Source organism: Pseudomonas sp. GW821-FHT11D10, assembly GCF_058808435.1.
This window is the reverse complement of record NZ_JBXARR010000004.1, coordinates 244,323-264,771: the sequence shown is the minus strand read 5'-3', so window position 1 is coordinate 264,771 and position 20,449 is coordinate 244,323. Positions and strand designations below refer to the sequence as shown.

Genomic DNA, 20,449 nt, shown 5'->3' with positions numbered 1-20,449 from the left:
AATTCCTGGCATGGCTAATGGAGCGTCAACAAAACCCTTCAGAATAGGGAGTTGTTGATGCTCGCAGATTAAAAAGCGCCTGCCATCTTCAACTGTAGATACCGAGACAGTAGATTTGCCTCCAACTCACGTGGATACAGATCCAGCACGGATACTCCGCGAGTTTTTACCTTTTCATAAAACTCTATTCGGGCATTGAGGTAGTCCACTGTCGCGCAATAATTCAGCGCTTGTTCAATGGTTTGAACGGGTGATAGCCGAACGTCCTCAAGTGTTCTTTCCCGTAGGAATACCACCAAAACTCTGTGTCGCTGGCTCAAATGCTGGACAGCAACCAATAACGCCTCATCATCGTCATCCTTAAAGTTAGTCACTATCACCACCAACGCCCGACGCTTCTGTCTGGCCAGCAACTGATTCACCGCCGCCGGATAATCCGCCGAACGCCGCGTGCTATCCAGATCGTAAACACCGTTGAGCAACACCTTGAGCTGCCCCGTACCTTTGACCGGTGCAATAAACCGCGGCTGATCGCTGGCGAAGGTGGACAAGCCCACCGCATCCCCCTGCCGCAGCGCCACATAACTCAACAGCAGACACGCATTCAACGCATGATCAAAATGCGACAGCTCGCCGTCCTGACTGCGCATCTGTCGCCCGCAATCAAGCATGAAAACAATCTGCTGATCCCGCTCGTCTTCGTATTCCCGGGCAATCGGTGTGCGATGGCGGGCGGTGGCTTTCCAGTCGATCTGGCGCAGGCTGTCGCCTTCGCGAAATTCTCGCAGTTGATGGAATTCCATCCCTTGGCCACGGCGTTGGCGCTGGCGTACGCCGAGCTGGCTGAGCCAGTTGTCGACCGCCAGCAGTTGGCCACCATAAAGGCGGGCGAAGTCGGGGTAGACGCGGGTGTGGTCGGTGATGTTCAGCAGGCGTTTGCCGGACCACAGGCCCAAGGGGCTCGGCAGGTTGAGTTCGCAGATTTCGAAGGTGAAGTGGCCGCGCTTGAGCGGGCGCAGGCGATAGCCGATCAGGCTGCGCTGGCCGGGTTGCAGCTCGGTGGAAAGCGGCAGGTTTTCGTGGCTGAGGCCGTCGGGTTCGTGGTCGAAGAGTTGAATGGTCAGTGGTGGGTCGAGGTCGTGTTCGACTTCCAGCCGGATTTCGCTCCAGCGACCGAGGGCCAGGCTGCCGGGCATCTGTCGTTGCACGCGGGGCGAGGGCAGGCGTTTGAGGCGCAGCGCGTCCAGCAGGCTCAACGCCAACAGCGCCAGCAACAATCCCCAGTTGATCGACAGCAGGCTCGAAGGCACCTCGACGTTCAGCGCCTGCAACGCGCCCAGCACAATGCCGATGGCCAGCAGGATCGCCAGCCAGATCAACAGCAGGCGCGAGGGTTTCACAGGCGCGGCGCCGGTACTTGGTCGAGCAGTTGTTGAAGGACTTGATCGACTTGCAGCCCTTCGATGTCCAGCTCCGGTGCAAGGCGTACGCGATGGCGCAACACCGCCAGTGCGCAGCCCTTGATGTCGTCCGGGATCACGAATTCACCGCCGCGCAACAAGGCCCGGGCGCGGGCGCAACGCACCAGTGCGATGGAGGCGCGTGGCCCGGCGCCGAGGGTCAACCCCGGCCAGGTGCGGGTGCTGCGGGCCAGGCGCACGGCGTAGTCGAGGACCTGATCGTCCAGCGGCAGATCGCTGGCGATGCGTTGCAGGGCTTGCACGTCCTTGGCCTGCAACACGGTGCGCAGCGGCTGCACGTCGAGCATGTCGGCGCGGGTCGAGCGGCTGACCTGACGCACCATGTCCAGCTCCTGATCGGCGTCGGGATAATCCATGCGCACCTTGAGCATGAAGCGGTCGAGTTCGGCCTCCGGCAGCGGATAAGTGCCTTCCTGTTCGATCGGGTTTTGCGTGGCGAGCACCATGAACGGTTGAGCGATCGGCAGGGCCCGGCCTTCGAGGGTGACCTGACGTTCCTGCATCGCTTCGAGCAGGGCGGCTTGCGTCTTGGCCGGGGCGCGGTTGATCTCGTCAGCCAGCAGCAGGTTGGTGAACAGCGGGCCTTTGCGCAGTTTGAATTGTTCGGTCTGCAGGTCGTAGACCGCGTGGCCGGTGACGTCGCTGGGCATCAGGTCCGGGGTGAACTGAATGCGCGCGAACTCGCCGCCGAAGCATTTCGCCAAGGCGCGTACCAACAAGGTTTTGCCGAGGCCGGGAACGCCTTCGAGCAGCACGTGACCGCCGGCGATCAGCGCGGTCAGCACGTCGTCGATCACAGCGTTCTGGCCGATCAGCGCCTTCTGCAATTCACCGCGCACCGCTTGGGCCAACTGGCTGGCGCGCTGGCGTTGCTGGGCCGCGTGGCTGGGCGAGCCGGGTTCGATGTGTTCGGTCATAGCGTGTTCCTCAAGGCTTGCAGGTGGGCGACCTGACGGCAGAATTCGGCGCTGGACAGACGCCGCTTCGGTCCCGGGCTCAGGGCCTGGCTGATGGCACGGGTCGGTTGGCGGGTCAGGCGCGACAGCACCAGCCATTGTTCGGCGACGTTCAACTGGTCGAAACCGGGATGACGGTGACGGGCGCGGCGCAGGACGTCCTGCTGCAACGCTTGCAGCAAGGTCTGTTGGCCGTTGTGTCGCAGGATGAAATCGGCACTGGCGCGCAGGTGTTCCATCAACTGTCGACGACCACTCGGAGCTGGCGCCTGCACCGGGCCGTGACGCACGCCGACATGCCATAGCCACAGGCCGATCAGCGCCAGCAGGGCGACGATGGCTTGCGGGAAATAACGCCAAAGCAGGGTCAGCAGACCGTCGTGTTCGGTGTTGTACAACAAGGTCACGGCCGTGTCGGCGCTGAGGTACCAGAGCAGCCAGGCATTGTCGTGTTGTGCGATGGCCGGGGTTTTCCATAGATCGGCATCGGTGACCACGGTGATCGTGCCGAGGCCGAAAGCCAGTTGCATCATGTGCGTGGCTTTTGCGCTGTTGGCCCAGGCCTGGGCGAGGTTTTTCGGGTCGTCGAGGTGGAACGCGGTGTCGAACCCGGCATAGGCCGGGGCGTCTTCGTCTTCCAGATAGAGCTTGGTCAGATTGGGCCAGGGGTCTTCGGCAGCATCCGGCGGCGGATCCTTGAGATCCTTGCTGAAGGATTGATGCAGTTGCACGCGGTCGAGCAGCAGGTCGTTGCTCTGGCCGGTCTTTTCATCCCAGATCGATTCGGCGACGAACACCAGCCTTCCGCCGGCCCGGGCCCAGTTCAGAACCTGATCGACCTGACGCGGGGTCATTTTCGAGCGGTCGTTGAACATCAGCAGTGTGTGCTGGCGCGGATCGATATCGGGCAACACGGCGAGGCTTTCAGCATGACTGACGTCGATCCCGCGTTCCCGCAAAAACATCTCCGCCGCCAGATAAGGATTGGCTTGTGCAGCGGGTGATGGACCGTGATCGACCTCGGCCTGGTAAGGCGTGGCCTTGAGGTACAGATAAATGCCCAGCGCACCGAGCAGGGCAACGATCAGCGCGCCACCCAAAAGCCAGAGCGCGCGCCGGTTCAACGGCTGGCTCCGTGGCCGAACAGGTTGCGCCAGCCCTCACACAATTCCTGTTGCAGATGCGCCGCCGGTACGCGGTGCCCGTAGGCCATGTTCTGCCAGTGGCCGGTGAGATGACGGCTATAAGTGAGCAGATCCGGACGCTGCAACTGTTCGATCCGGGCCAGCACTTCGTTTTCGGTGTCGGCGGGTTTCAGGGTCAGGTTGAAGTCGTGCAATAGATGACTGAGTAGCGCCCGGTACAGCAGACCCAGTGCAGCGCGCGGTTCAGTTTGCCAGAGCTGTTCCGCATGGCTGGCGATGTCATCGGGCAGGCTTTCCTTTTGCAGATCCAGACCGAAAGCCTGATGCGGCAAGGGCCTTTTGTTCGCTTCGGGCAAGCGCGGACGGCGGCCGACGAACGCTTGCAGAAAATCCCGATAACGCCAGACCAGCCAGCCAATCCCAATGATCACTGCGCCCCACAGCACGACTTCAATCGCCTTGGCCAGGCCGTCGAGGTGTCGGCCGTCCAGCCAGTCGAGCAGGGTTTTCAGCCATTGTGGTGCTTCGCCTTCCCTGGGTTTTTCGGCAGCCTCGGGATCTTCGCCAAAGCGATAACGGGTGACGGTTTCCTTGTTCTTGAATGGCGATTGTTCAAGCAAGGCCTTGATGCTGTTGCGGGACGCCTCGCTGGTCAGCGGCTGGTTCAAGAGACGCGGTGCATCCGGAGCAGTGACTGGGTCGGCAGCCCAGACTGAAGGCACGCCCGGCAATAGCAGACACACCACCAGCAGCAAGCCGATTGCGCTGTTGTTCAAACGCTGGCGCAAGCGGCGGAACACCAGTTCGATGTCCCAGGCTTCGAGGACGGTGCGGCGGTTCAGATACAGGCTGAACCCACAGGCGACATACACCGGTTCCCAGATCACCAGGATCAGCGCATAGAACGCATTGGTCAGATGCTCCAGCCAGCGCCATTCGTAGTCGGCCGCGAAGATCAGGCTTTGCCAGTCCCAATCGGTTTCGACCTGTTGTGGCAGAAGCAGGTAGAACAACACCATCAGGCCGATCCATAACGCCGTTTCCAGATGCACGCCGATGATCGTCAGCCACTGCGCGGCGCCGGCATTGCGTTGCAGCAGTACCTGCAAACGCTGCTGGCGGGCAGTACCGCCGAGGCCTTCGAGTTGCAGCACGGGCAGCAGGAAGCTGCGACTCAGGCTGAAGCGGCGCCAGGTCAGGCTGGCGATGAGTTGCGGCTTGAGCAGGCGCGGCCATTGGCGCAAGGCCTGTTTCAAGGTGGGCGTTTCGCCGAACAGCGCCTTGGACAGGATGTACAGCGGCAGGCGTTCGTAGGCCGGTTTCAGCCACCAGAAGATGAACACGGCGAGTGACGGTGAATCCCACAGCAACAGGCTGAGCACCGCGAACAGCGGCAGGGTGACGATGGCCCAACTGGTCATCAGCAGGCGCCGATGTTGCTGACTCATGAGCACGCCCAGGTCCATGGCCTCCCAGGTAGTGCGCGGACGGATCGCTACGGTCGCGTCACTCAGGCGCATGGCGGGTCCTTCCGGCGAACAGCAGATAGAGCGCCACGCAGAGCCAGAGCCCGGCGCCGACCAGGTATTTGGTCTGCGGCGAAATTCCGGTGCGTGACGACCAGTAGGCTTCGATAAACGCGGCTATCAACAGAAACAGCATCACGCCACAGACCAGCAGGATGCTCTGGCGCGCCGCAATCTGCAGGGCTTCGATTCGTGTCAGGCGTCCCGGCGCGATCAGTGCCCATCCCAGTTTCAGTCCTGCCGCACCGGCCAAAGCGATGGCGCTGAGTTCGAACGCACCGTGCCCGATCACGAACGACCAGAAGGTCTGGCCGAAGCCGATCTCGCTGAGATGCCCGGCCACCGCGCCGATGATCAGCCCGTTGTAGAGCAGGAAAAACGCACTGCCCACTCCCAGCAGCAAACCGCTGGCGAAGGTCTGAAAGGCGATGCCGATGTTGTGCATGATGTAGTAACCGAACATTACCCAGTCTTCGCTCGCCGCGCGCTCGGCCGAACGCCCGAGATGGCCGGCGGCGGGGTCGTACATGCTCTGCATCTCGCGGACTTGATCGGCGGGGATCAGGTTGTAGACCAGCTCCGGAAACAGGAAAACCAGTAAACCGAAACCGGCCAGGCTGCCGAAGAACAACAGGGCGGCGGCCAGCACGAAGCGCCATTCGGCGCGCACCAACCGTGGAAAGCCGGCCAGGATGAAGCCCAACACGTTAGCGCCGAGCTGGCTGCGATGCCGGTAAAGCTGTTGATGGCCGCGCAGCACTTGCTGTTGCAACGAGTCGACCAGAAAACTGCTGTAGCCACGTTCCTGTGCCAGGGCCAGATGCTGGCAAAGTCGCCGATAGGCCTTGGGAAATTCCGCCACCTGCGACGTGTCCTTGCCGCGTTCAAGTCGTTCGAGGGCGAGGGTGAAACGCTCCCATTCGGCCTTGTGGCGGGATTCGAAAAGACTTTGCTTCATGTCGGACCCAACAGGCCGCGGGCGATGCCGTTGAGTTCGCCGACGGCTTTCGGCGCGCTGATGTGCAGCGGCTGGGCCAGCAGTGCAGCGAGTTCGTTGACCCGCGCCGTCGACAGTTCACCCTGGCGTTCGGCGAAGGCGAGCAGGGCGCGTTGTTCAGTCAGGGTCAGCGGGATCGGTGAGCGGCGGGGTTCGGCATCGGGCAATTGCGGACGTTTGAGCGGACGTTCGCTGTAGATCACCAGCGTGCCGGCAGCGATGTCGCCGAGGCGTTTGAAGGTCGGGTGTTGCAGACAACTGATCGCACCGAGGAAATAGCCGAACGGCATCAGGTCGACAAAACGCAGCAGGTTGCGCAGCAGCGACGCCGACCAGCCGACCGGCGTGCCATCGTCGTGCACCACCCGCAGGCCCATCCATTGCTTGCCCGGCGAGCGGCCCTGACGCAGCACTTCGAACAACACCATGTACCACCAGCTCACCACGAACAGCAGCAATGAACCGAGGCCGATACCGAGTTTGCCAAGCAGCGCCAGCACCATGAGCAGCAGGCCCAGGATCAGCCCGCGCAACCCCAGATCGATGGTGAACGCCACGGCACGCACCATCAGGCCGGCGGGGCGCAGCGGCAGATCGATGCCTTCCGGCGTTTCGACCTGGTGCCGCGTATCCAATGGCGGGGCCAGCGGTGCTTTCCTTGGCGGTGCTGTGGTCTCGAGCATGGGCTACCTGATGTTGCCGGATCGGGATGCAAGTGCGTCCGATGCTAGCAGTCTCTCGGGGGGAAACGACATAACTATGTCATACACATCCTTCAACCAAAGGTGACTGAATGATGCGGCGCTGGCCGCGACGGCGCTTGAACGCCTAGACTTTGCCGATCTTCAGTTCAGGAACCGCCCGTGACTTCCATTTTCTGGTACGACTACGAAACCACCGGCATCAATCCCCGATGCGACCGCCCGTTGCAGGTGGCCGGGATCCGCACCGACCACGAACTCAACGAAATCGACGCGCCGGTCAATCTCTACTGCCAGCCCAGCGAAGACATCCTGCCGCACCCGGCGGCGTGCGCGATCACCGGCATTACCCCGAGCCGTCTCGCCGAACAGGGCTTGAGCGAAGCTGATTTCATGACTCGGGTTCACGCCCAGCTCGCGGCTCCCGGCACCTGCGGCGCGGGGTACAACACCCTGCGCTTCGACGACGAGATGACCCGCTACAGCCTGTACCGTAACTTTTTCGATCCCTATGCCCGTGAATGGCAGGGCGGCAACAGTCGCTGGGACCTGATCGATGTAGTGCGTGCTGCCTACGCATTGCGCCCCGATGGTCTGGTCTGGCCGACCGATGACGAAGGCAAGGTGACGCTCAAGCTCGAACGTCTGACCGCCGCCAACAACATCGATCACGGCAATGCGCACGAAGCCTTGTCGGACGTGCGCGCCACCATTGCCCTGGCCCGGTTGATCCGCGAGAAGCAGCCGAAGCTGTATGACTGGCTGTTCCAGCTGCGCAGCAAACAGAAGGTCATGGATCAGATTCGCCTGTTGCAGCCGATGGTGCACATTTCCGGCCGCTTCTCCGCTGCGCGCAGTTATGTCGGCGTGGTGCTGCCACTGGCCTGGCATCCGCGCAACAAGAACGCGTTGATCGTCTGTGATCTGCACCTGGACCCGCAGGGGCTGCTCGACCTTGATGTCGAAACGTTGCGCCAGCGCCTGTATACCCGGCGGGACGACCTGGCCGAAGGCGAGTTGCCGGTACCGCTCAAGCTTATTCACATCAACAAGTGCCCGGTGGTGGCGCCGTTGTCGGTGCTGAGAGCTGAAGATCAGCAGCGTCTGGGTCTGGACATGGCGTTGTATCAGGCGCGTGCATTGCGACTAAGTGACGCACAACAAGTTTGGAAAGATAAAGTCTCGGCGATTTATGCCAGCGAAGATTTCACCTCGAGTGAAGATCCCGAACAACAGTTGTACGACGGATTTATCGGTGATCGCGATCGTCGTTTATGTGAGCAAGTGAGGACGACCGATCCTGCTCAATTGGCGCGAGAGCAATGGCCGTTCGATGATGAACGTTTGCCTGAATTGTTGTTTCGATATCGAGCACGTAACTTTCCCGATACGTTGAATTTCGAAGAGCAAGAACGCTGGAAAATCTTTTGCCGGCAACGCTTGTCCGCGCCGGAGTGGGGCGCCCCTAATACCTTGCAATCTTTTGCCGAGGCCATGGAGCAATGGCTGCTTAGTGCTGCACCGATGCAGGCCGAGGTGTTGGTTGAATGGCAGAACTATGTCCAGGCATTGCGCAAACGTTTGGATCTTTGAAATCGAACATGTCCGGCGCTTGAATGCCGGGCATAAAAAAACGCCAGCATTCGCTGGCGTTTTTTTGTGTCACAGAAGCGCTCTGCGACAAGGGTTGCGGCTTAGCCCAGCAGGGTAGCCCAGCCTTCAACCACGTCGCCGCCCCACTTGGCTTTCCACTCTTTCAGAGTTTTGTGGTTGCCACCTTTGGTTTCGATGACTTCGCCGTTGTGCGGGTTTTTGTATTGTTTAACTTTGCGAGCACGCTTGGTGCCGGTAGTTTTGGCTGCGCCGCCACGTGGTGCTTTGGTTTTGGACTCTGGATCCAGCAGCGCGATGATGTCACGCAGGGATTTGGAATATTCGCCCATCAGTGTGCGCAGTTTGCCTTCGAATTCCAGCTCGGCTTGCAGTTTGTCGTCTTGCGACAGGTTCTTCAAACGGGCTTGCAGCTCTTTGATAGCTTCTTCGGTGGCACGATATTCGTTGATCAAGGACATGATTACTACCTTATGTGGAAGTGCGCGATGGCAGGGGACAGTGCGGCAATAATAGTCAGGCTGTTTCATCAAGTAAACATTTAACCGGGGTTTTTATTTGAATTAGTTACGTTGAAAAGCCCTGAATTGAATGTTCAGTTAAATAATGTGATGGAGTCTTCACAGATATTCACACAGGTCTGTTCAATCATGGCTGTTGCAGTGCCATCATTCTGGCGTTTACGAGCGTCAAAAAGGCTGCGACGGGCTGCCGTGAGCCTGCGAGGGTCATCAATACTGCAGTTTTCCCGCGCAGTCGCTAGAATGGCGGCCTTTGCGAAGTTCTGGAGTTTCCCCCTCATGCGCACTTTTCGGCTGGTGATTTCTTGCCCGGACCGCGTTGGCATCGTTGCCAAAGTCAGTAACTTTCTGGCGGCCCACAATGGCTGGATCACCGAAGCGAGCCACCACTCGGATAACCAGGTCGGCTGGTTCTTCATGCGTCACGAAATCCGTGCCGATTCCCTGCCTTTCGGCATCGAGGTGTTGCGCGAGAAGTTTGCACCGATCGCCGAAGAGTTCTCGATGGACTGGCGCATCACCGACACCGAGCAGAAAAAACGCGTGGTGCTGATGGCCAGCCGCGAATCCCACTGCCTGGCTGACTTGCTGCACCGCTGGCACAGCGACGAGCTGGATTGCGAGATCTCCTGCGTGATTTCCAACCACGACGACCTGCGCAGCATGGTCGAGTGGCACGGCATTCCTTATTACCACGTGCCGGTCAATCCGCAGGACAAGCAACCGGCCTTCGACGAAGTGTCGCGCCTGGTCAAGCAGCACGACGCCGAAGTGGTGGTGCTGGCGCGCTACATGCAGATCCTGCCGCCGGACATGTGCCGCGAGTACGCGCACAAGGTCATCAACATTCACCACAGCTTCCTGCCGTCGTTCGTCGGTGCCAAGCCGTACCACCAGGCTTCGATGCGCGGCGTGAAGCTGATCGGTGCAACCTGCCACTACGTGACCGAAGAGCTGGATGCCGGCCCGATCATCGAGCAGGACGTGGTACGCGTCAGCCACAGCGACAGCATCGAAGACATGGTGCGTTTCGGCCGTGACGTCGAGAAGATGGTGCTGGCCCGTGGCCTGCGTTATCACCTGGAAGACCGCGTGCTGGTGCACGGCAACAAGACCGTGGTGTTCTGATTCAGGTGCGCTCCCACGCAGAGCGTGGGAGCGATTCATGGACCTTGAGGACATACCGATGAGCGATCCACTGGACAAAGCCACTTCCAAGGCACCCGCCACCCTCGGCGAGGGCTGCCTGAGCCGCTATGACCCGGATGACCTGAGCCCGGAGGACGGTACGGAGTTTCCCGGTGCTGCCGAACTGTGGGAACAACTCAAGGACGAAGAGGATGAGCTCAAGAAGCCTGTCTGACGCTCAGCAGTTTTTTCAGCAACGGCCGGCCCAGCATCAATAGAAACACCGGGCCACCCACCAGCAGATAGAAGTAATACGTCACCACCCGCCAGATCAGGATCGCCGCCGCCGCGGTCGATTTGCCGACCATCGGCGCCAGTAGCGCCGCCGAGGTCAATTCCGCTGCACCGGCACCGCCCGGCAACAGGCTGAATTGCCCCGCACCCAGCGAAAGCATCTGGATCAGAAACGTCCAGGCCCACTGCACATCCGCCCCCAGCCCGCGCAACGCCAGATACAGCACGCTGTATCGCAGCGACCAATGCACGCAGGTCAGCACGAACACCTTGATCAATGTCTGCCACGGCAATTTCAGCGCATCGGTGAAAGCGGCCAGAAAGTGCAGCAACTGCCGCGCCCAGCGCCGTCGGGTACGCGGTTCGACGTTCATCCCGGCCAGCAGTCGCCCGCTCAGGCGAATCAATCGACGGTGATAGCGCGCGACCAGCACGCAACTGAACAGACCACCGGTCAAGGACAGGGCACTGACGATCAGCAGCCATTCCATACGGTCGCTGAGATGCTGGAACAGCGCGTAGATCAGGATCCCGCTCAGGGCGCAGAGAAAAAACAGCAGATCGCTCAACTGATCCATCGCAAACACGGCGCTGCCCCGGGCCGGACGAACGCCGCTGCGCGCCAGTAGCGCCATGATCGTCAACGGCCCTCCGCTGCCGCCGGGCGTGGCGCACCAAGCGAATTCGGCGGCCATCACCACCCCAAGACTTTTGACGGGCGTGACCCGGTCACGCTGATCGCCGAGCAGCAGCCGCAGGCGCAAGGTGTTGATGCCCCAGCACAGCAGAACCATGGCGAACATGATCAACAGCCAGCGCAGCGGAAAGGCTTGCAGGCGCTCCCAGGTCTCGCCGCCCCCGAGCAGGACGGGCACCGCCACGGCCACCAGCAGGCCGATCAGCAACAGAATGCCGCGGCTCAAGCGGCACGCTCGGCTTGAGTGCACTGGCGCGTCAGCCAGTCGATTTTGGTCATGGGCACGCGTCCGTCCGCCAGCAATCGTTCAAGGGTGCGCCACCAGTAATCCCGGGAAAACCGGTGGCGCATGTCCACCGGGTGCAAGCCTAGACGAATCACCGGCGCCTGACGCCAGCGCTGCTCACGCTGTTCGCTGATGACCTTCGACATGCCGCGACGCCAGGCGCTGCGTGCGCTCCACACCAGTCCCGGGGCCTCGACCGCGGTGAAATCCGGCAAGTGATAAAGATGTTGCGGATCGCTGGTGTAGCGCAGCGGCAATTCGCGCAGTGCCTGGCGCGTGCCGGCGCTCATCAGCCAGGCCGGGGCGACGAAACCGTGTAGCGGCCAGTCGTGGCGCCGAAACAGATCGATGCCCGGGCGCAGGCGGGCGAGGGCGGCTTCACGGGACAACTGATAGAACTCGCCTTCATGGGTGTAGACCCGGCGCATGAACCAGTCGCGTGCCGTGCGCGGGCCGGGTTCGGTGTCTTCATGAAAGTGGCCGTGCAGGGCCAGTTCATCGCCGCGAGCGACGCGCTCGTCGAGTATTCGACAAAACGCCGGATGGGCTTCAAGGGCATCGTGTCGATGGAAATCCGGGACCACCAGCCACGTCATCGGGACATTGCCCAACCGGTCAACGGCTTCGACGAACCCTTGATAATCGCCCCACGTGGAGGGCGCCACGTCATGCAGCACCAGCATCAGCGCCGGGCGCTCGTGAAATTCAGCCATTGGCCACCCGAGGAACCGAATCGCCGAGCACGGCGTGATAATGGCCCAGCAGGCTGTCGACCACTGTGTCCCAGGCGTAATGCCGTTCGACATGTTGGCGTGCCTGCTGGCCGAGTACGCCAGTCCCGCGACTGAACAGTTCGCGCACGGCATTGGCCATGGCTTGCGCATTGTTCGGCGCGCAGAGCAGGCCGCAGGATTCGCTGACGATTTCCTCGAACGCCCCGGCCGCCACTGCCACCACCGGAATCCCGCAGGCCATGGCCTCCAGAATCACCAGGCCGAAGGTTTCCTGATCGCCGGCGTGGATCAGCGCGTCGGCACTGGCCATCAGCCGCGCGACCTGCGCGGCGGGGCAGAACCGGTCGATCACGCTGACATTGTCCGGGACGGACGCCGGCATCGACGAGCCGACCAGCAACAGGTGATAGCGCGGGCCCAGGCGCTTCATGCAATCGAGCAGCACCGGCAGGTTTTTTTCCTTGGAACCGCGACCGGCGAAGATCAGCAGGCGCGCGTCCTCGGCAATCCCCAGCTCGCTGCGCAGTCCGGCATCGCGGGCATCCGGATGGAAGGTGTGCAGGTCAACGCCCAGCGGTTGCACGAAGACGTTGCGCACGCCCAGCCCGCTGAGCTTGTCGGCCATCACCTGGCTGGGCGCCAGCACCCGGTCGAAATTGCCGTACAACTTGCGCACGTACGCATCGACATTCGGCGTGACCCAGTGGCCCATGCGGTTGCCCACCAGCAGCGGCAGGTCGGAGTGATAGAAGCCGATCACCGGCACATCGAGTTGCCGACGCGCATCGAGCGCGGCCCAGGCGGTGAGGTACGGATCGCCGACTTCGATCAGATCGGGCTGCAGATCCTGCAGGACGTTTCGCCAAGGGGCCAGGCGCAGGGGAAACCGATAGCCCTTGCCAAAGGGCAGGGCGGGGGCGGGAACCGTGTAGACGCCATCACGCTCGCCGAAGTGCGCGCCGGGAATCAGCAGGCTGTGGCGGATGCCGGGTTTGACCCCCAGCCGACGGTGCTTGGCATCCAGATAGGTGCGCACGCCGCCGCTGGCCGGGGCGTAGAACATGGTGATGTCGGCGATATGCACGGTGAACGTCCCTCCGCGTTGATCTCCCTTGGTTGACCTTTATCAAGAATAGATGTTCGGTCGGGGTTTCGCGGTGGGGGTTCAAGGCCGGTTTCGGAGGGATTGTCGGTCGTCTTCGTCGGAGGGTAGCGCACCGACGAAAACGACCGGCAGAGCGGCTTTAAATGCGGAAGCTGCCAACCAGTTGCTTCAATCGCGAAGCCTGCTGCTCCAGATCCGAACAAGCCCGCAACGTCGCCTGCAAGTTCTCGACACCTTCCTGGTTCAGCGTATTGATCTCGGTAATATCCACGTTGATCGACTCGACCACAGCAGTCTGTTCCTCGGTCGCGGTGGCCACCGACTGGTTCATCCCGTCGATCTCACCAATGCGCTGGGTCACGCTGTTCAGGCGCTCGCCGGCGAGGTTGGCGATGTCAACGCTGTCCTGGCTGTGACGCTGGCTGTCGCTCATGGTGCTGACGGATTCGCGGGCGCCGACTTGCAGCTCCTCGATCATGGTTTGTACCTGTTGCGCCGATTCCTGGGTGCGGTGGGCGAGGTTGCGCACTTCGTCCGCCACCACCGCAAAACCGCGCCCGGCTTCACCGGCACGCGCTGCCTCGATGGCGGCGTTGAGCGCCAGCAGGTTGGTCTGCTGGGAAATGCTGGTGATCACTTCCAGGATCTGGCCGATGTTCACGGTCTTGCTGTTCAGCGATTCGATATTGCTGCTCGACGCGCTGAGCATGCTCGACAGCTGATTCATCGCCTTGATGCTGCGATCCACCACTTGCTGACCGTCTTCGGCCAGGCCACGGGCGTCACTGGCCTGGGTCGAGGCTTGGGCGGCGTTGCGGGCGATTTCCTGGGCGGCGGCGCCGAGCTGGTTGATCGCGGCGGCCACGCTGTTGGTGCGCGAGGCTTGCTGGTCGGAGTTGTACATCGACGAGTTAGAGGCCGCGACCACCCGCAGGGCGACTTCGTTGACCTGGCCGGTGGCCGACGACACTTCGCGGATCGAGCCGTGAATACGTTCGACAAAACGGTTGAACGCGGTGCCGAGCACGCCGAATTCGTCCTGGTTCTGGATGGTCAGACGCTTGGTCAGGTCGCCTTCGCCGTCGGCGATGTCCTCCATGGCGCGGGTCATCACGTGCAGCGGCTGGATCAGGATGCGGATCAGCATGCCGAGCAGGGCAATGATGATCGCCACGGCAATCACGGTCGCGATCACGGCCGAAGCGCGGAATTCGCTGAGCATCGAGAAGGCTTTGTCTTTATCTACCGACAGACCGATGTACCAGTTCACCGACGGCAGGCCCTTGATCGGGGTGAAGTTGACGATGCGGGTCTTGCCGTCGACGGTGACTTCACTGAAGTCGCTGCTGATGCGCGGGGTGTCCTGCGGATAGGCTTCCTTCAGTGACTTCATCACCAGGGCCTTGTCCGGGTGCACCAGGATCTTGCCGTCGGCGCTGACCAGGAACGCGTAACCCATGCCGGAGAAGTCCCGGGCGCTGAGGGTGTTGATCAGGGTTTGCAGGCTCAGGTCGCCGCCCACCACACCCACGCTCTGACCGGCCTTCTTCGCGGCGGTGGCGATGGAAATGATGGTCTGGCCGGTGGCTGCATCGATGTACGGTTCGGTCAGGGTCGAGGTGCTGCTGCTTTCCGCACCTTTATACCAAGGGCGAACGCGCGGATCGAAACCGTCCGGCATCTTCGCATCCGGGCGGATGGTGAAGTGCCCGGTGGCATCGCCGAGGTAGGACGCCATGAAGGTCGACGTCAGGGCTTTCTGTTCCAGAAGGCTGGCGACGGCGCCTGGCTCGGGATTGATGGCGATGTTCTGGGCCGCGTTCTCGATCAGCAGGATGCGCCCGCTGAGCCAGGTCTGGATGTTGTCGGCGGTGACCTCGCCCATCTCGTTGAGGTAATTGTCCAGGTCCTCGCGGATCGCATTGCGTTGCAACCAGTCGTTGTACAGCGTGAACGAGGCGAAGGCGGCAATGACGATGAGGGCGGCGGCAAGCAAAATTTTATGGCTGAAACGCAGATTTTTGTTCATGGCTTGGGGTTCCGCTAAGGTCTTAATGTCCAGGGCGTGCTTTTATAAAGGCGCGCAAAATGGGCAGGGGTGAAAGCGCACTGATATTTCCGTCTCTCCTTAGGGAAATCTCAGACCGGACTTTTGATCGGGTCTCTCACTCTCTCTATCGGCCATGCTCGACAAAGATTAACCATTGGGTGACCAAATGCCTGACTCCTTGCAACTCGTAATCGGCGCCGACCTCGCCGGGCAACCGATCGCCCAGGCCATGCGCCTGGCCAACCGTCACGGACTGGTAGCCGGCGCAACCGGTACCGGCAAGACCGTTACTTTGCAGCGTCTGGCCGAGGCGTTCAGCGACGCCGGGGTCGCGGTGTTTGCCGCCGACGTCAAGGGCGACCTGTGCGGCCTCGGTGCCGCCGGCAACCCTCAGGGCAAGATCGCCGAACGCATCGCCGGCATGCCGTGGCTCAAGCACACGCCTCAGGCGTATCCCGTGACCTTGTGGGACATTCACGGTCAGTCCGGTCATCCGTTGCGCACCACGTTGAGCGAAATGGGCCCGCTGCTGATCGGCGCCTTGCTGGAACTGACCGACAGCCAGCAATCGGCGTTGTACGCAGCGTTCAAGGTGGCGGATCGCGAAGGCCTGTTGCTGCTGGATCTCAAAGACCTGAAAGCGCTGCTCAATCACCTCAAGGACAATCCGCAGCTGCTGGGCGAAGACGCGGCGCTGTTCACCACCGGCTCCAGCCAGGCGCTGTTGCGGCGTCTGGCCACTCTGGAGCAGCAGGGTGCCGAAGCGTTGTTCGGCGAACCGGCGCTGCAACTGGAAGATATTCTGCAACCGGCCGCTGACGGTCGCGGGCGCATCCATTTACTCGATGCCAGTCGTCTGGTGCATGAGGCGCCGAAGGTCTACGCGACCTTCCTGCTGTGGTTGCTGGCCGAACTGTTCGAGCAACTGCCGGAGCGCGGTGATGCCGACAAACCGCTGCTGGCGCTGTTTTTCGATGAGGCGCATTTGTTGTTCGGTGACACGCCCAAGGCTCTGCAAGAGCGCTTGGAGCAAGTGGTGCGGCTGATCCGTTCCAAGGGCGTCGGGGTGTATTTCGTCACCCAGTCGCCGGGCGATCTGCCGGACGATGTGCTGGCGCAACTGGGGCTGCGGATCCAGCACGGCCTGCGCGCGTTCACCGCCAAGGAACAGAAATCCCTGCGGGCGGTGGCGGACGGCTTTCGGCCGAATCCGGCGTTCGACACGTTGTCGGTGCTTACCGAACTCGGAATTGGCGAGGCGCTGGTTGGCACGCTGCAAGAGAAGGGCACACCGGAAATGGTTCAGCGGGTGTTGGTAGCGCCGCCGCAATCGCGGATCGGGCCGTTGACCGAGACCGAGCGCACGATGCTGATTGCCGGTTCGCCGTTCAAGGGCCGCTATGACAAGCCGATCGATCGCGAGTCGGCCTATGAAATCCTGATGGGTCGCAAGGGGCTGGCGCCGGAGGCTGAAGCGGCGCCGGGCAAACCGGCCGCTGAAGAACCGAGCCTGGCGGACAAGGCCGGAGAATTCCTCGGTACGGCGGCGGGGCAGGCGCTCAAGTCGGCGATGCGTCAGGCGGCGAATTCGCTGGGTAAACAGTTGGTGCGCGGTCTGATGGGTTCATTGCTCGGAGGCAGCAAGCGCCGCTGATCAACAAGGCTCAGGTTTTGGGCTTGGCGTGGGCGGCCAGTCGTTCCAGGGCCGCCCGCAGATTCGGATCGCTGATCCCGTCGGCGGTGGCCTGGATGGTCGCCGCCGCATCCGTCGACAGGTCGATCGTCGGCCCGCTCGCCTCGCGCTGGATGGTCGGTGGCCGCACGGCGAACTTGATCCGCGTCAGATTGGCGAACTCGTCGAACATCTGCAGTTGCCGTTGCAGACGTTTCTGCTGATAGCGCAGGCGCGTCGCCCAATGGCCGTCGGTGACGATCAGTAGCAGTTCGCCTTCGCGCCACTTGGCCACATGGCAGTGTTCACGGGCGGCGGGTTGCAGCTGGCTTTCGAGCAGACGTTGCAGATGGGCCAGGCGCTGGGCATGACCGAGGATGGCTTTCAACGGCCTGGCTTCGCGTAGCAGAACGGCGGGCGCTCTGGCTGTGAGAGGGCGAAATGCCATGATCTAGGACCTGAAGTGACAGAGGCGCCATGGTAGCAGATGGCACCCATTTCACTCGCCCATTGCTTTTGTCCCTGCTTTGCCCATTAAATCAACGACTAACTTCTTCGCTGTACGGCTTGAAGTTGAGCAAAACGCCCCTATTTTAAGTGAGCCCCGTCAAAGCGCAGTGCCAGCATCGTGGAATATCCCCACTTTCCTCACCACCGTTTCCGGGTAGAATGCTCGTTCGCATGCGGCCATGAGGGCTGCACGGGCGACTCACGGGGCCGCCCTCCATCCCTTTAGTGTGGAAGATCCTGCCGATATGTTTGCGCCTTTGTTAAAGAAACTTTTTGGAAGCAAGAACGAGCGTGAAGTCAAACGCATGCTCAAGACGGTGCAGCTCGTCAATGCCTTCGAAGAGAAGATGGTCGCCCTCTCGGACGATCAACTGCGCGCCAAGACCGCAGAGTTCAAGGACCGCATTGCCAAGGGGGAGACCCTCGACAAGCTGTTGCCCGAAGCCTTTGCGGTCGCCCGCGAAGCCGGCAAGCGCGTCATGGGCATGCGCCACTTCGACGTCCAGCTGATCGGCGGCATGACCCTGCATGAAGGCCGGATCGCCGAAATGCGTACCGGTGAAGGCAAGACGCTGGTGGGTACCCTGGGTGTTTACCTCAACGCGCTGTCCGGCAAGGGCGTGCACGTTGTGACCGTGAACGACTACCTGGCCCGCCGTGACGCCAACTGGATGCGCCCGCTGTATGAATTCCTCGGCCTGAGCGTCGGCATCGTGACGCCGTTCCAGCCGCCGGAAGAGAAACGCCTGGCCTACGCCGCCGACATCACCTACGGCACCAACAACGAATTCGGGTTCGACTACCTGCGCGACAACATGGCGTTCAGCATGGAAGAGAAATTCCAGCGCGAACTCAACTTTGCCGTGATCGACGAAGTCGACTCCATCCTCATCGACGAAGCGCGTACTCCGCTGATCATTTCCGGTCAGGCCGAGGACAGCTCCAAGCTGTACATCGAGATCAACAAGCTGATCCCGAAACTCAAGCTGCACGTCGAAGAAGTCGAAGGCGAAGTCACCCAGGAAGGCCATTACACCGTTGACGAGAAGACCCGTCAGGTCGAACTCAACGAATCCGGTCACCAGTTCATCGAAGACCAGCTGACCAGCATCGGTCTGCTGGCCGAAGGCGAGAGCCTGTACTCGGCACACAACCTGAGCCTGCTGACTCACGTCTATGCCGGCCTGCGTGCGCACAAGCTGTTCCACCGCAACGTCGAATACATCGTGCAGGACGGTCAGGTCGTGCTGGTCGACGAACACACCGGTCGTACCATGCCGGGCCGTCGTCTGTCCGAAGGCCTGCACCAGGCCATCGAAGCCAAGGAAAACCTGAACATCCAGGCCGAGAGCCAGACTCTGGCATCGACCACGTTCCAGAACTACTTCCGTCTGTACGAAAAACTGTCCGGCATGACCGGTACGGCCGACACCGAAGCGTTCGAATTCCATCAGATCTATGGCCTGCCGGTCATCGTGATCCCGACCAACAAACCGTTGGCCCGTAAGGACTACAACGACCTGGTGTTCCTGACCGCCGAAGAGAAATACGCGGCGATCGTCAACGACATCAAGGAAAGCATGGCCGCCGGCCGTCCGGTGCTGGTGGGTACTGCGACCATCGAAACCTCCGAGCACATGTCCGCATTGCTCGTGAAGGAAGGCATCGAACACAAGGTTCTGAACGCCAAGTTCCACGAAAAAGAAGCTGAAATCATCGCGCAGGCCGGTCGTCCGGGCGCACTGACCATCGCTACCAACATGGCCGGTCGTGGTACCGACATCCTGTTGGGCGGCAACTGGGAAGTTGAAGTCGCGTCGCTGGAAAACCCGACCCCTGAGCAGATCGCCCAGATCAAGGCCGACTGGCAGAAGCGTCACCAGCAAGTGCTGGAGTCCGGCGGTCTGCAGGTGATCGCGTCCGAGCGTCACGAATCCCGCCGTATCGACAACCAGCTGCGTGGCCGTGCCGGCCGTCAGGGCGACGCCGGTTCCAGCCGCTTCTACCTGTCGCTGGAAGACAGCCTGATGCGCATCTTCGCCTCTGACCGGGTGAAGAACTTCATGAAAGCCCTGGGCATGCAGTCCGGTGAAGCGATCGAGCACCGCATGGTGACCAACGCCATCGAGAAGGCACAGCGCAAGGTTGAAGGCCGCAACTTCGACATCCGCAAGCAACTGCTCGAGTTCGACGACGTCAACAACGAACAGCGTAAAGTGATCTATCACATGCGTAACACGTTGCTGGCTGCGGACAACATCGGCGAGACCATCGCTGATTTCCGTCAGGACGTACTGAACGCCACCGTCAGCGCCCACATTCCGCCGCAATCGCTGCCAGAGCAGTGGGACGTGGCCGGTCTGGAAGCGTCGATCGCCAGCGACTTCGGCGTGAAACTGCCGATCCAGCAATGGCTCGACGAAGACGATCACCTGTACGAAGAAACCCTGCGCGAGAAGCTGATGAACGAGCTGATCGCCGCGTACAACGAAAAAGAAGACCAGGCTGGCGCCGAAGCCCTGCGCTCGTTCGAGAAGCAGATCGTGCTGCGCGTTCTGGACGACCTGTGGAAAGACCACCTGTCGACCATGGATCACCTGCGTCACGGCATCCACCTGCGTGGTTATGCGCAGAAGAACCCGAAGCAGGAATACAAGCGCGAGTCTTTCACGCTGTTCTCCGAGCTGCTGGATTCGATCAAGCGCGACTCGATCCGTGTGTTGTCGCACGTTCAGGTTCGCCGCGAAGATCCGGCCGAGGAAGAGCAACGCCTGCGTCAGGAAGCCGAAGCACTGGCCGCCCGCATGCAGTTCGAACACGCCGAGGCTCCTGGCCTGGAAGCGCAACCGGAACTGGTCGGTGAAGAGGTCGATGTGGCCCTTGCCGCCGCCCCGGTTCGCAACGAGCAGAAGCTGGGCCGCAACGAACTGTGCTACTGCGGTTCGGGCAAGAAATTCAAGCATTGCCACGGGCAGATCCAGTAAAACCCGTTTCAATCGCTGAAATACCCGCGCCGCGACCGGCACCAGCCGTCG

Annotated in this window: 17 protein-coding genes and 1 pseudogene; 5 read left to right on the top strand and 13 right to left on the bottom strand. The window is 61.3% G+C overall.

Going from position 1 to position 20,449, the window contains the following annotated elements:
* Nucleotides 1-68 precede the first annotated feature (68 nt).
* Genes AC1RT4_RS14945 through AC1RT4_RS14920 form a run of 6 tightly spaced genes read right to left on the bottom strand, consistent with a single transcriptional unit; the run spans nt 69 to nt 6,788 of the window.
* Nucleotides 69-1,400 (bottom strand): DUF58 domain-containing protein, encoded by a 1,332-nt coding sequence (locus AC1RT4_RS14945; protein ID WP_493085953.1) that lies wholly within the window; start codon nt 1,398-1,400, stop codon nt 69-71.
* Nucleotides 1,397-2,398, bottom strand: coding sequence for an AAA family ATPase (locus AC1RT4_RS14940; protein WP_007951240.1), 1,002 nt, complete (start codon nt 2,396-2,398; stop codon nt 1,397-1,399). Before AC1RT4_RS14940 ends, AC1RT4_RS14945 begins: the two co-directional genes overlap by 4 nt.
* A complete protein-coding gene (locus AC1RT4_RS14935) occupies nt 2,395-3,561 on the bottom strand; it encodes a DUF4350 domain-containing protein (protein WP_493085951.1) in 1,167 nt (388 codons plus the stop codon). Before AC1RT4_RS14935 ends, AC1RT4_RS14940 begins: the two co-directional genes overlap by 4 nt.
* Nucleotides 3,558-5,102: a DUF4129 domain-containing protein gene (locus AC1RT4_RS14930; protein WP_493085949.1), complete on the bottom strand. Its 1,545-nt coding sequence runs from the start codon at nt 5,100-5,102 to the stop codon at nt 3,558-3,560. Before AC1RT4_RS14930 ends, AC1RT4_RS14935 begins: the two co-directional genes overlap by 4 nt.
* Nucleotides 5,089-6,066: a stage II sporulation protein M gene (locus AC1RT4_RS14925; protein WP_493085947.1), complete on the bottom strand. Its 978-nt coding sequence runs from the start codon at nt 6,064-6,066 to the stop codon at nt 5,089-5,091. Before AC1RT4_RS14925 ends, AC1RT4_RS14930 begins: the two co-directional genes overlap by 14 nt.
* Nucleotides 6,063-6,788 carry an RDD family protein gene (locus AC1RT4_RS14920; protein WP_074688372.1) on the bottom strand — a complete coding sequence of 242 codons (726 nt, stop codon included), beginning with the start codon at nt 6,786-6,788 and terminating at the stop codon, nt 6,063-6,065. The genes AC1RT4_RS14925 and AC1RT4_RS14920 overlap by 4 nt, the downstream gene beginning before the upstream one ends.
* Nucleotides 6,789-6,968: 180 nt before the next feature.
* Between AC1RT4_RS14920 and sbcB the strand changes: the two genes are divergently transcribed.
* Nucleotides 6,969-8,399, top strand: coding sequence for an exodeoxyribonuclease I (sbcB, locus tag AC1RT4_RS14915; protein ID WP_493085945.1), 1,431 nt, complete (start codon nt 6,969-6,971; stop codon nt 8,397-8,399).
* Nucleotides 8,400-8,500: 101 nt separating this feature from the next.
* On the opposite strand, the gene mvaT is transcribed toward sbcB, so the two are convergent.
* Nucleotides 8,501-8,878 carry a histone-like nucleoid-structuring protein MvaT gene (gene mvaT, locus AC1RT4_RS14910; protein ID WP_007951234.1) on the bottom strand — a complete coding sequence of 126 codons (378 nt, stop codon included), beginning with the start codon at nt 8,876-8,878 and terminating at the stop codon, nt 8,501-8,503.
* Between the two features lie 339 nt (nt 8,879-9,217).
* Between mvaT and purU the strand changes: the two genes are divergently transcribed.
* Nucleotides 9,218-10,066 carry a formyltetrahydrofolate deformylase gene (gene purU, locus AC1RT4_RS14905; RefSeq protein ID WP_011335666.1) on the top strand — a complete coding sequence of 283 codons (849 nt, stop codon included), beginning with the start codon at nt 9,218-9,220 and terminating at the stop codon, nt 10,064-10,066.
* Nucleotides 10,067-10,124: 58 nt separating this feature from the next.
* A complete protein-coding gene (locus tag AC1RT4_RS14900; RefSeq protein ID WP_493085942.1) occupies nt 10,125-10,301 on the top strand; it encodes a hypothetical protein in 177 nt (58 codons plus the stop codon).
* On the opposite strand, the gene gpgF is transcribed toward AC1RT4_RS14900, so the two are convergent.
* From gpgF to AC1RT4_RS14875, 5 genes and pseudogenes are all read right to left on the bottom strand, one after another.
* Nucleotides 10,285-11,283, bottom strand: coding sequence for a glucosaminyl phosphatidylglycerol flippase (gpgF, locus tag AC1RT4_RS14895; protein ID WP_085701661.1), 999 nt, complete (start codon nt 11,281-11,283; stop codon nt 10,285-10,287). The genes AC1RT4_RS14900 and gpgF overlap by 17 nt on opposite strands.
* Nucleotides 11,280-12,056 carry an N-acetylglucosaminyl phosphatidylglycerol deacetylase gene (gene gpgD / locus AC1RT4_RS14890; protein ID WP_493085940.1) on the bottom strand — a complete coding sequence of 259 codons (777 nt, stop codon included), beginning with the start codon at nt 12,054-12,056 and terminating at the stop codon, nt 11,280-11,282. Before gpgD ends, gpgF begins: the two co-directional genes overlap by 4 nt.
* A complete protein-coding gene (gene gpgS, locus AC1RT4_RS14885) occupies nt 12,049-13,161 on the bottom strand; it encodes an N-acetylglucosaminyl phosphatidylglycerol synthase (protein ID WP_493085938.1) in 1,113 nt (370 codons plus the stop codon). The genes gpgD and gpgS overlap by 8 nt, the downstream gene beginning before the upstream one ends.
* Before the next feature lie 160 nt (nt 13,162-13,321).
* Complete coding sequence (locus AC1RT4_RS14880) at nt 13,322-14,086, bottom strand: methyl-accepting chemotaxis protein (RefSeq protein ID WP_371807424.1); 765 nt, start codon at nt 14,084-14,086, stop codon at nt 13,322-13,324.
* A 93-nt stretch (nt 14,087-14,179) separates the two neighbouring features.
* Nucleotides 14,180-15,211: pseudogene (locus tag AC1RT4_RS14875) on the bottom strand (HAMP domain-containing protein); the annotation flags it as partial.
* A gap of 187 nt (nt 15,212-15,398) precedes the next feature.
* Between AC1RT4_RS14875 and AC1RT4_RS14870 the strand changes: the two are divergent.
* Nucleotides 15,399-16,886 (top strand): helicase HerA-like domain-containing protein, encoded by a 1,488-nt coding sequence (locus AC1RT4_RS14870; protein WP_273901644.1) that lies wholly within the window; start codon nt 15,399-15,401, stop codon nt 16,884-16,886.
* Nucleotides 16,887-16,896: 10 nt separating this feature from the next.
* On the opposite strand, the gene AC1RT4_RS14865 is transcribed toward AC1RT4_RS14870, so the two are convergent.
* A complete protein-coding gene (locus AC1RT4_RS14865; protein ID WP_007951226.1) occupies nt 16,897-17,352 on the bottom strand; it encodes a DUF721 domain-containing protein in 456 nt (151 codons plus the stop codon).
* Between the two features lie 307 nt (nt 17,353-17,659).
* Here AC1RT4_RS14865 and secA point away from each other — a divergent pair, with 307 nt between their 5' ends.
* The gene (gene secA / locus AC1RT4_RS14860) at nt 17,660-20,398 is read left to right on the top strand and encodes a preprotein translocase subunit SecA (protein WP_493085935.1); all 2,739 of its coding nucleotides are present in this window, start codon (nt 17,660-17,662) and stop codon (nt 20,396-20,398) included.
* The last annotated feature ends 51 nt before the right edge of the window (nt 20,399-20,449 follow it).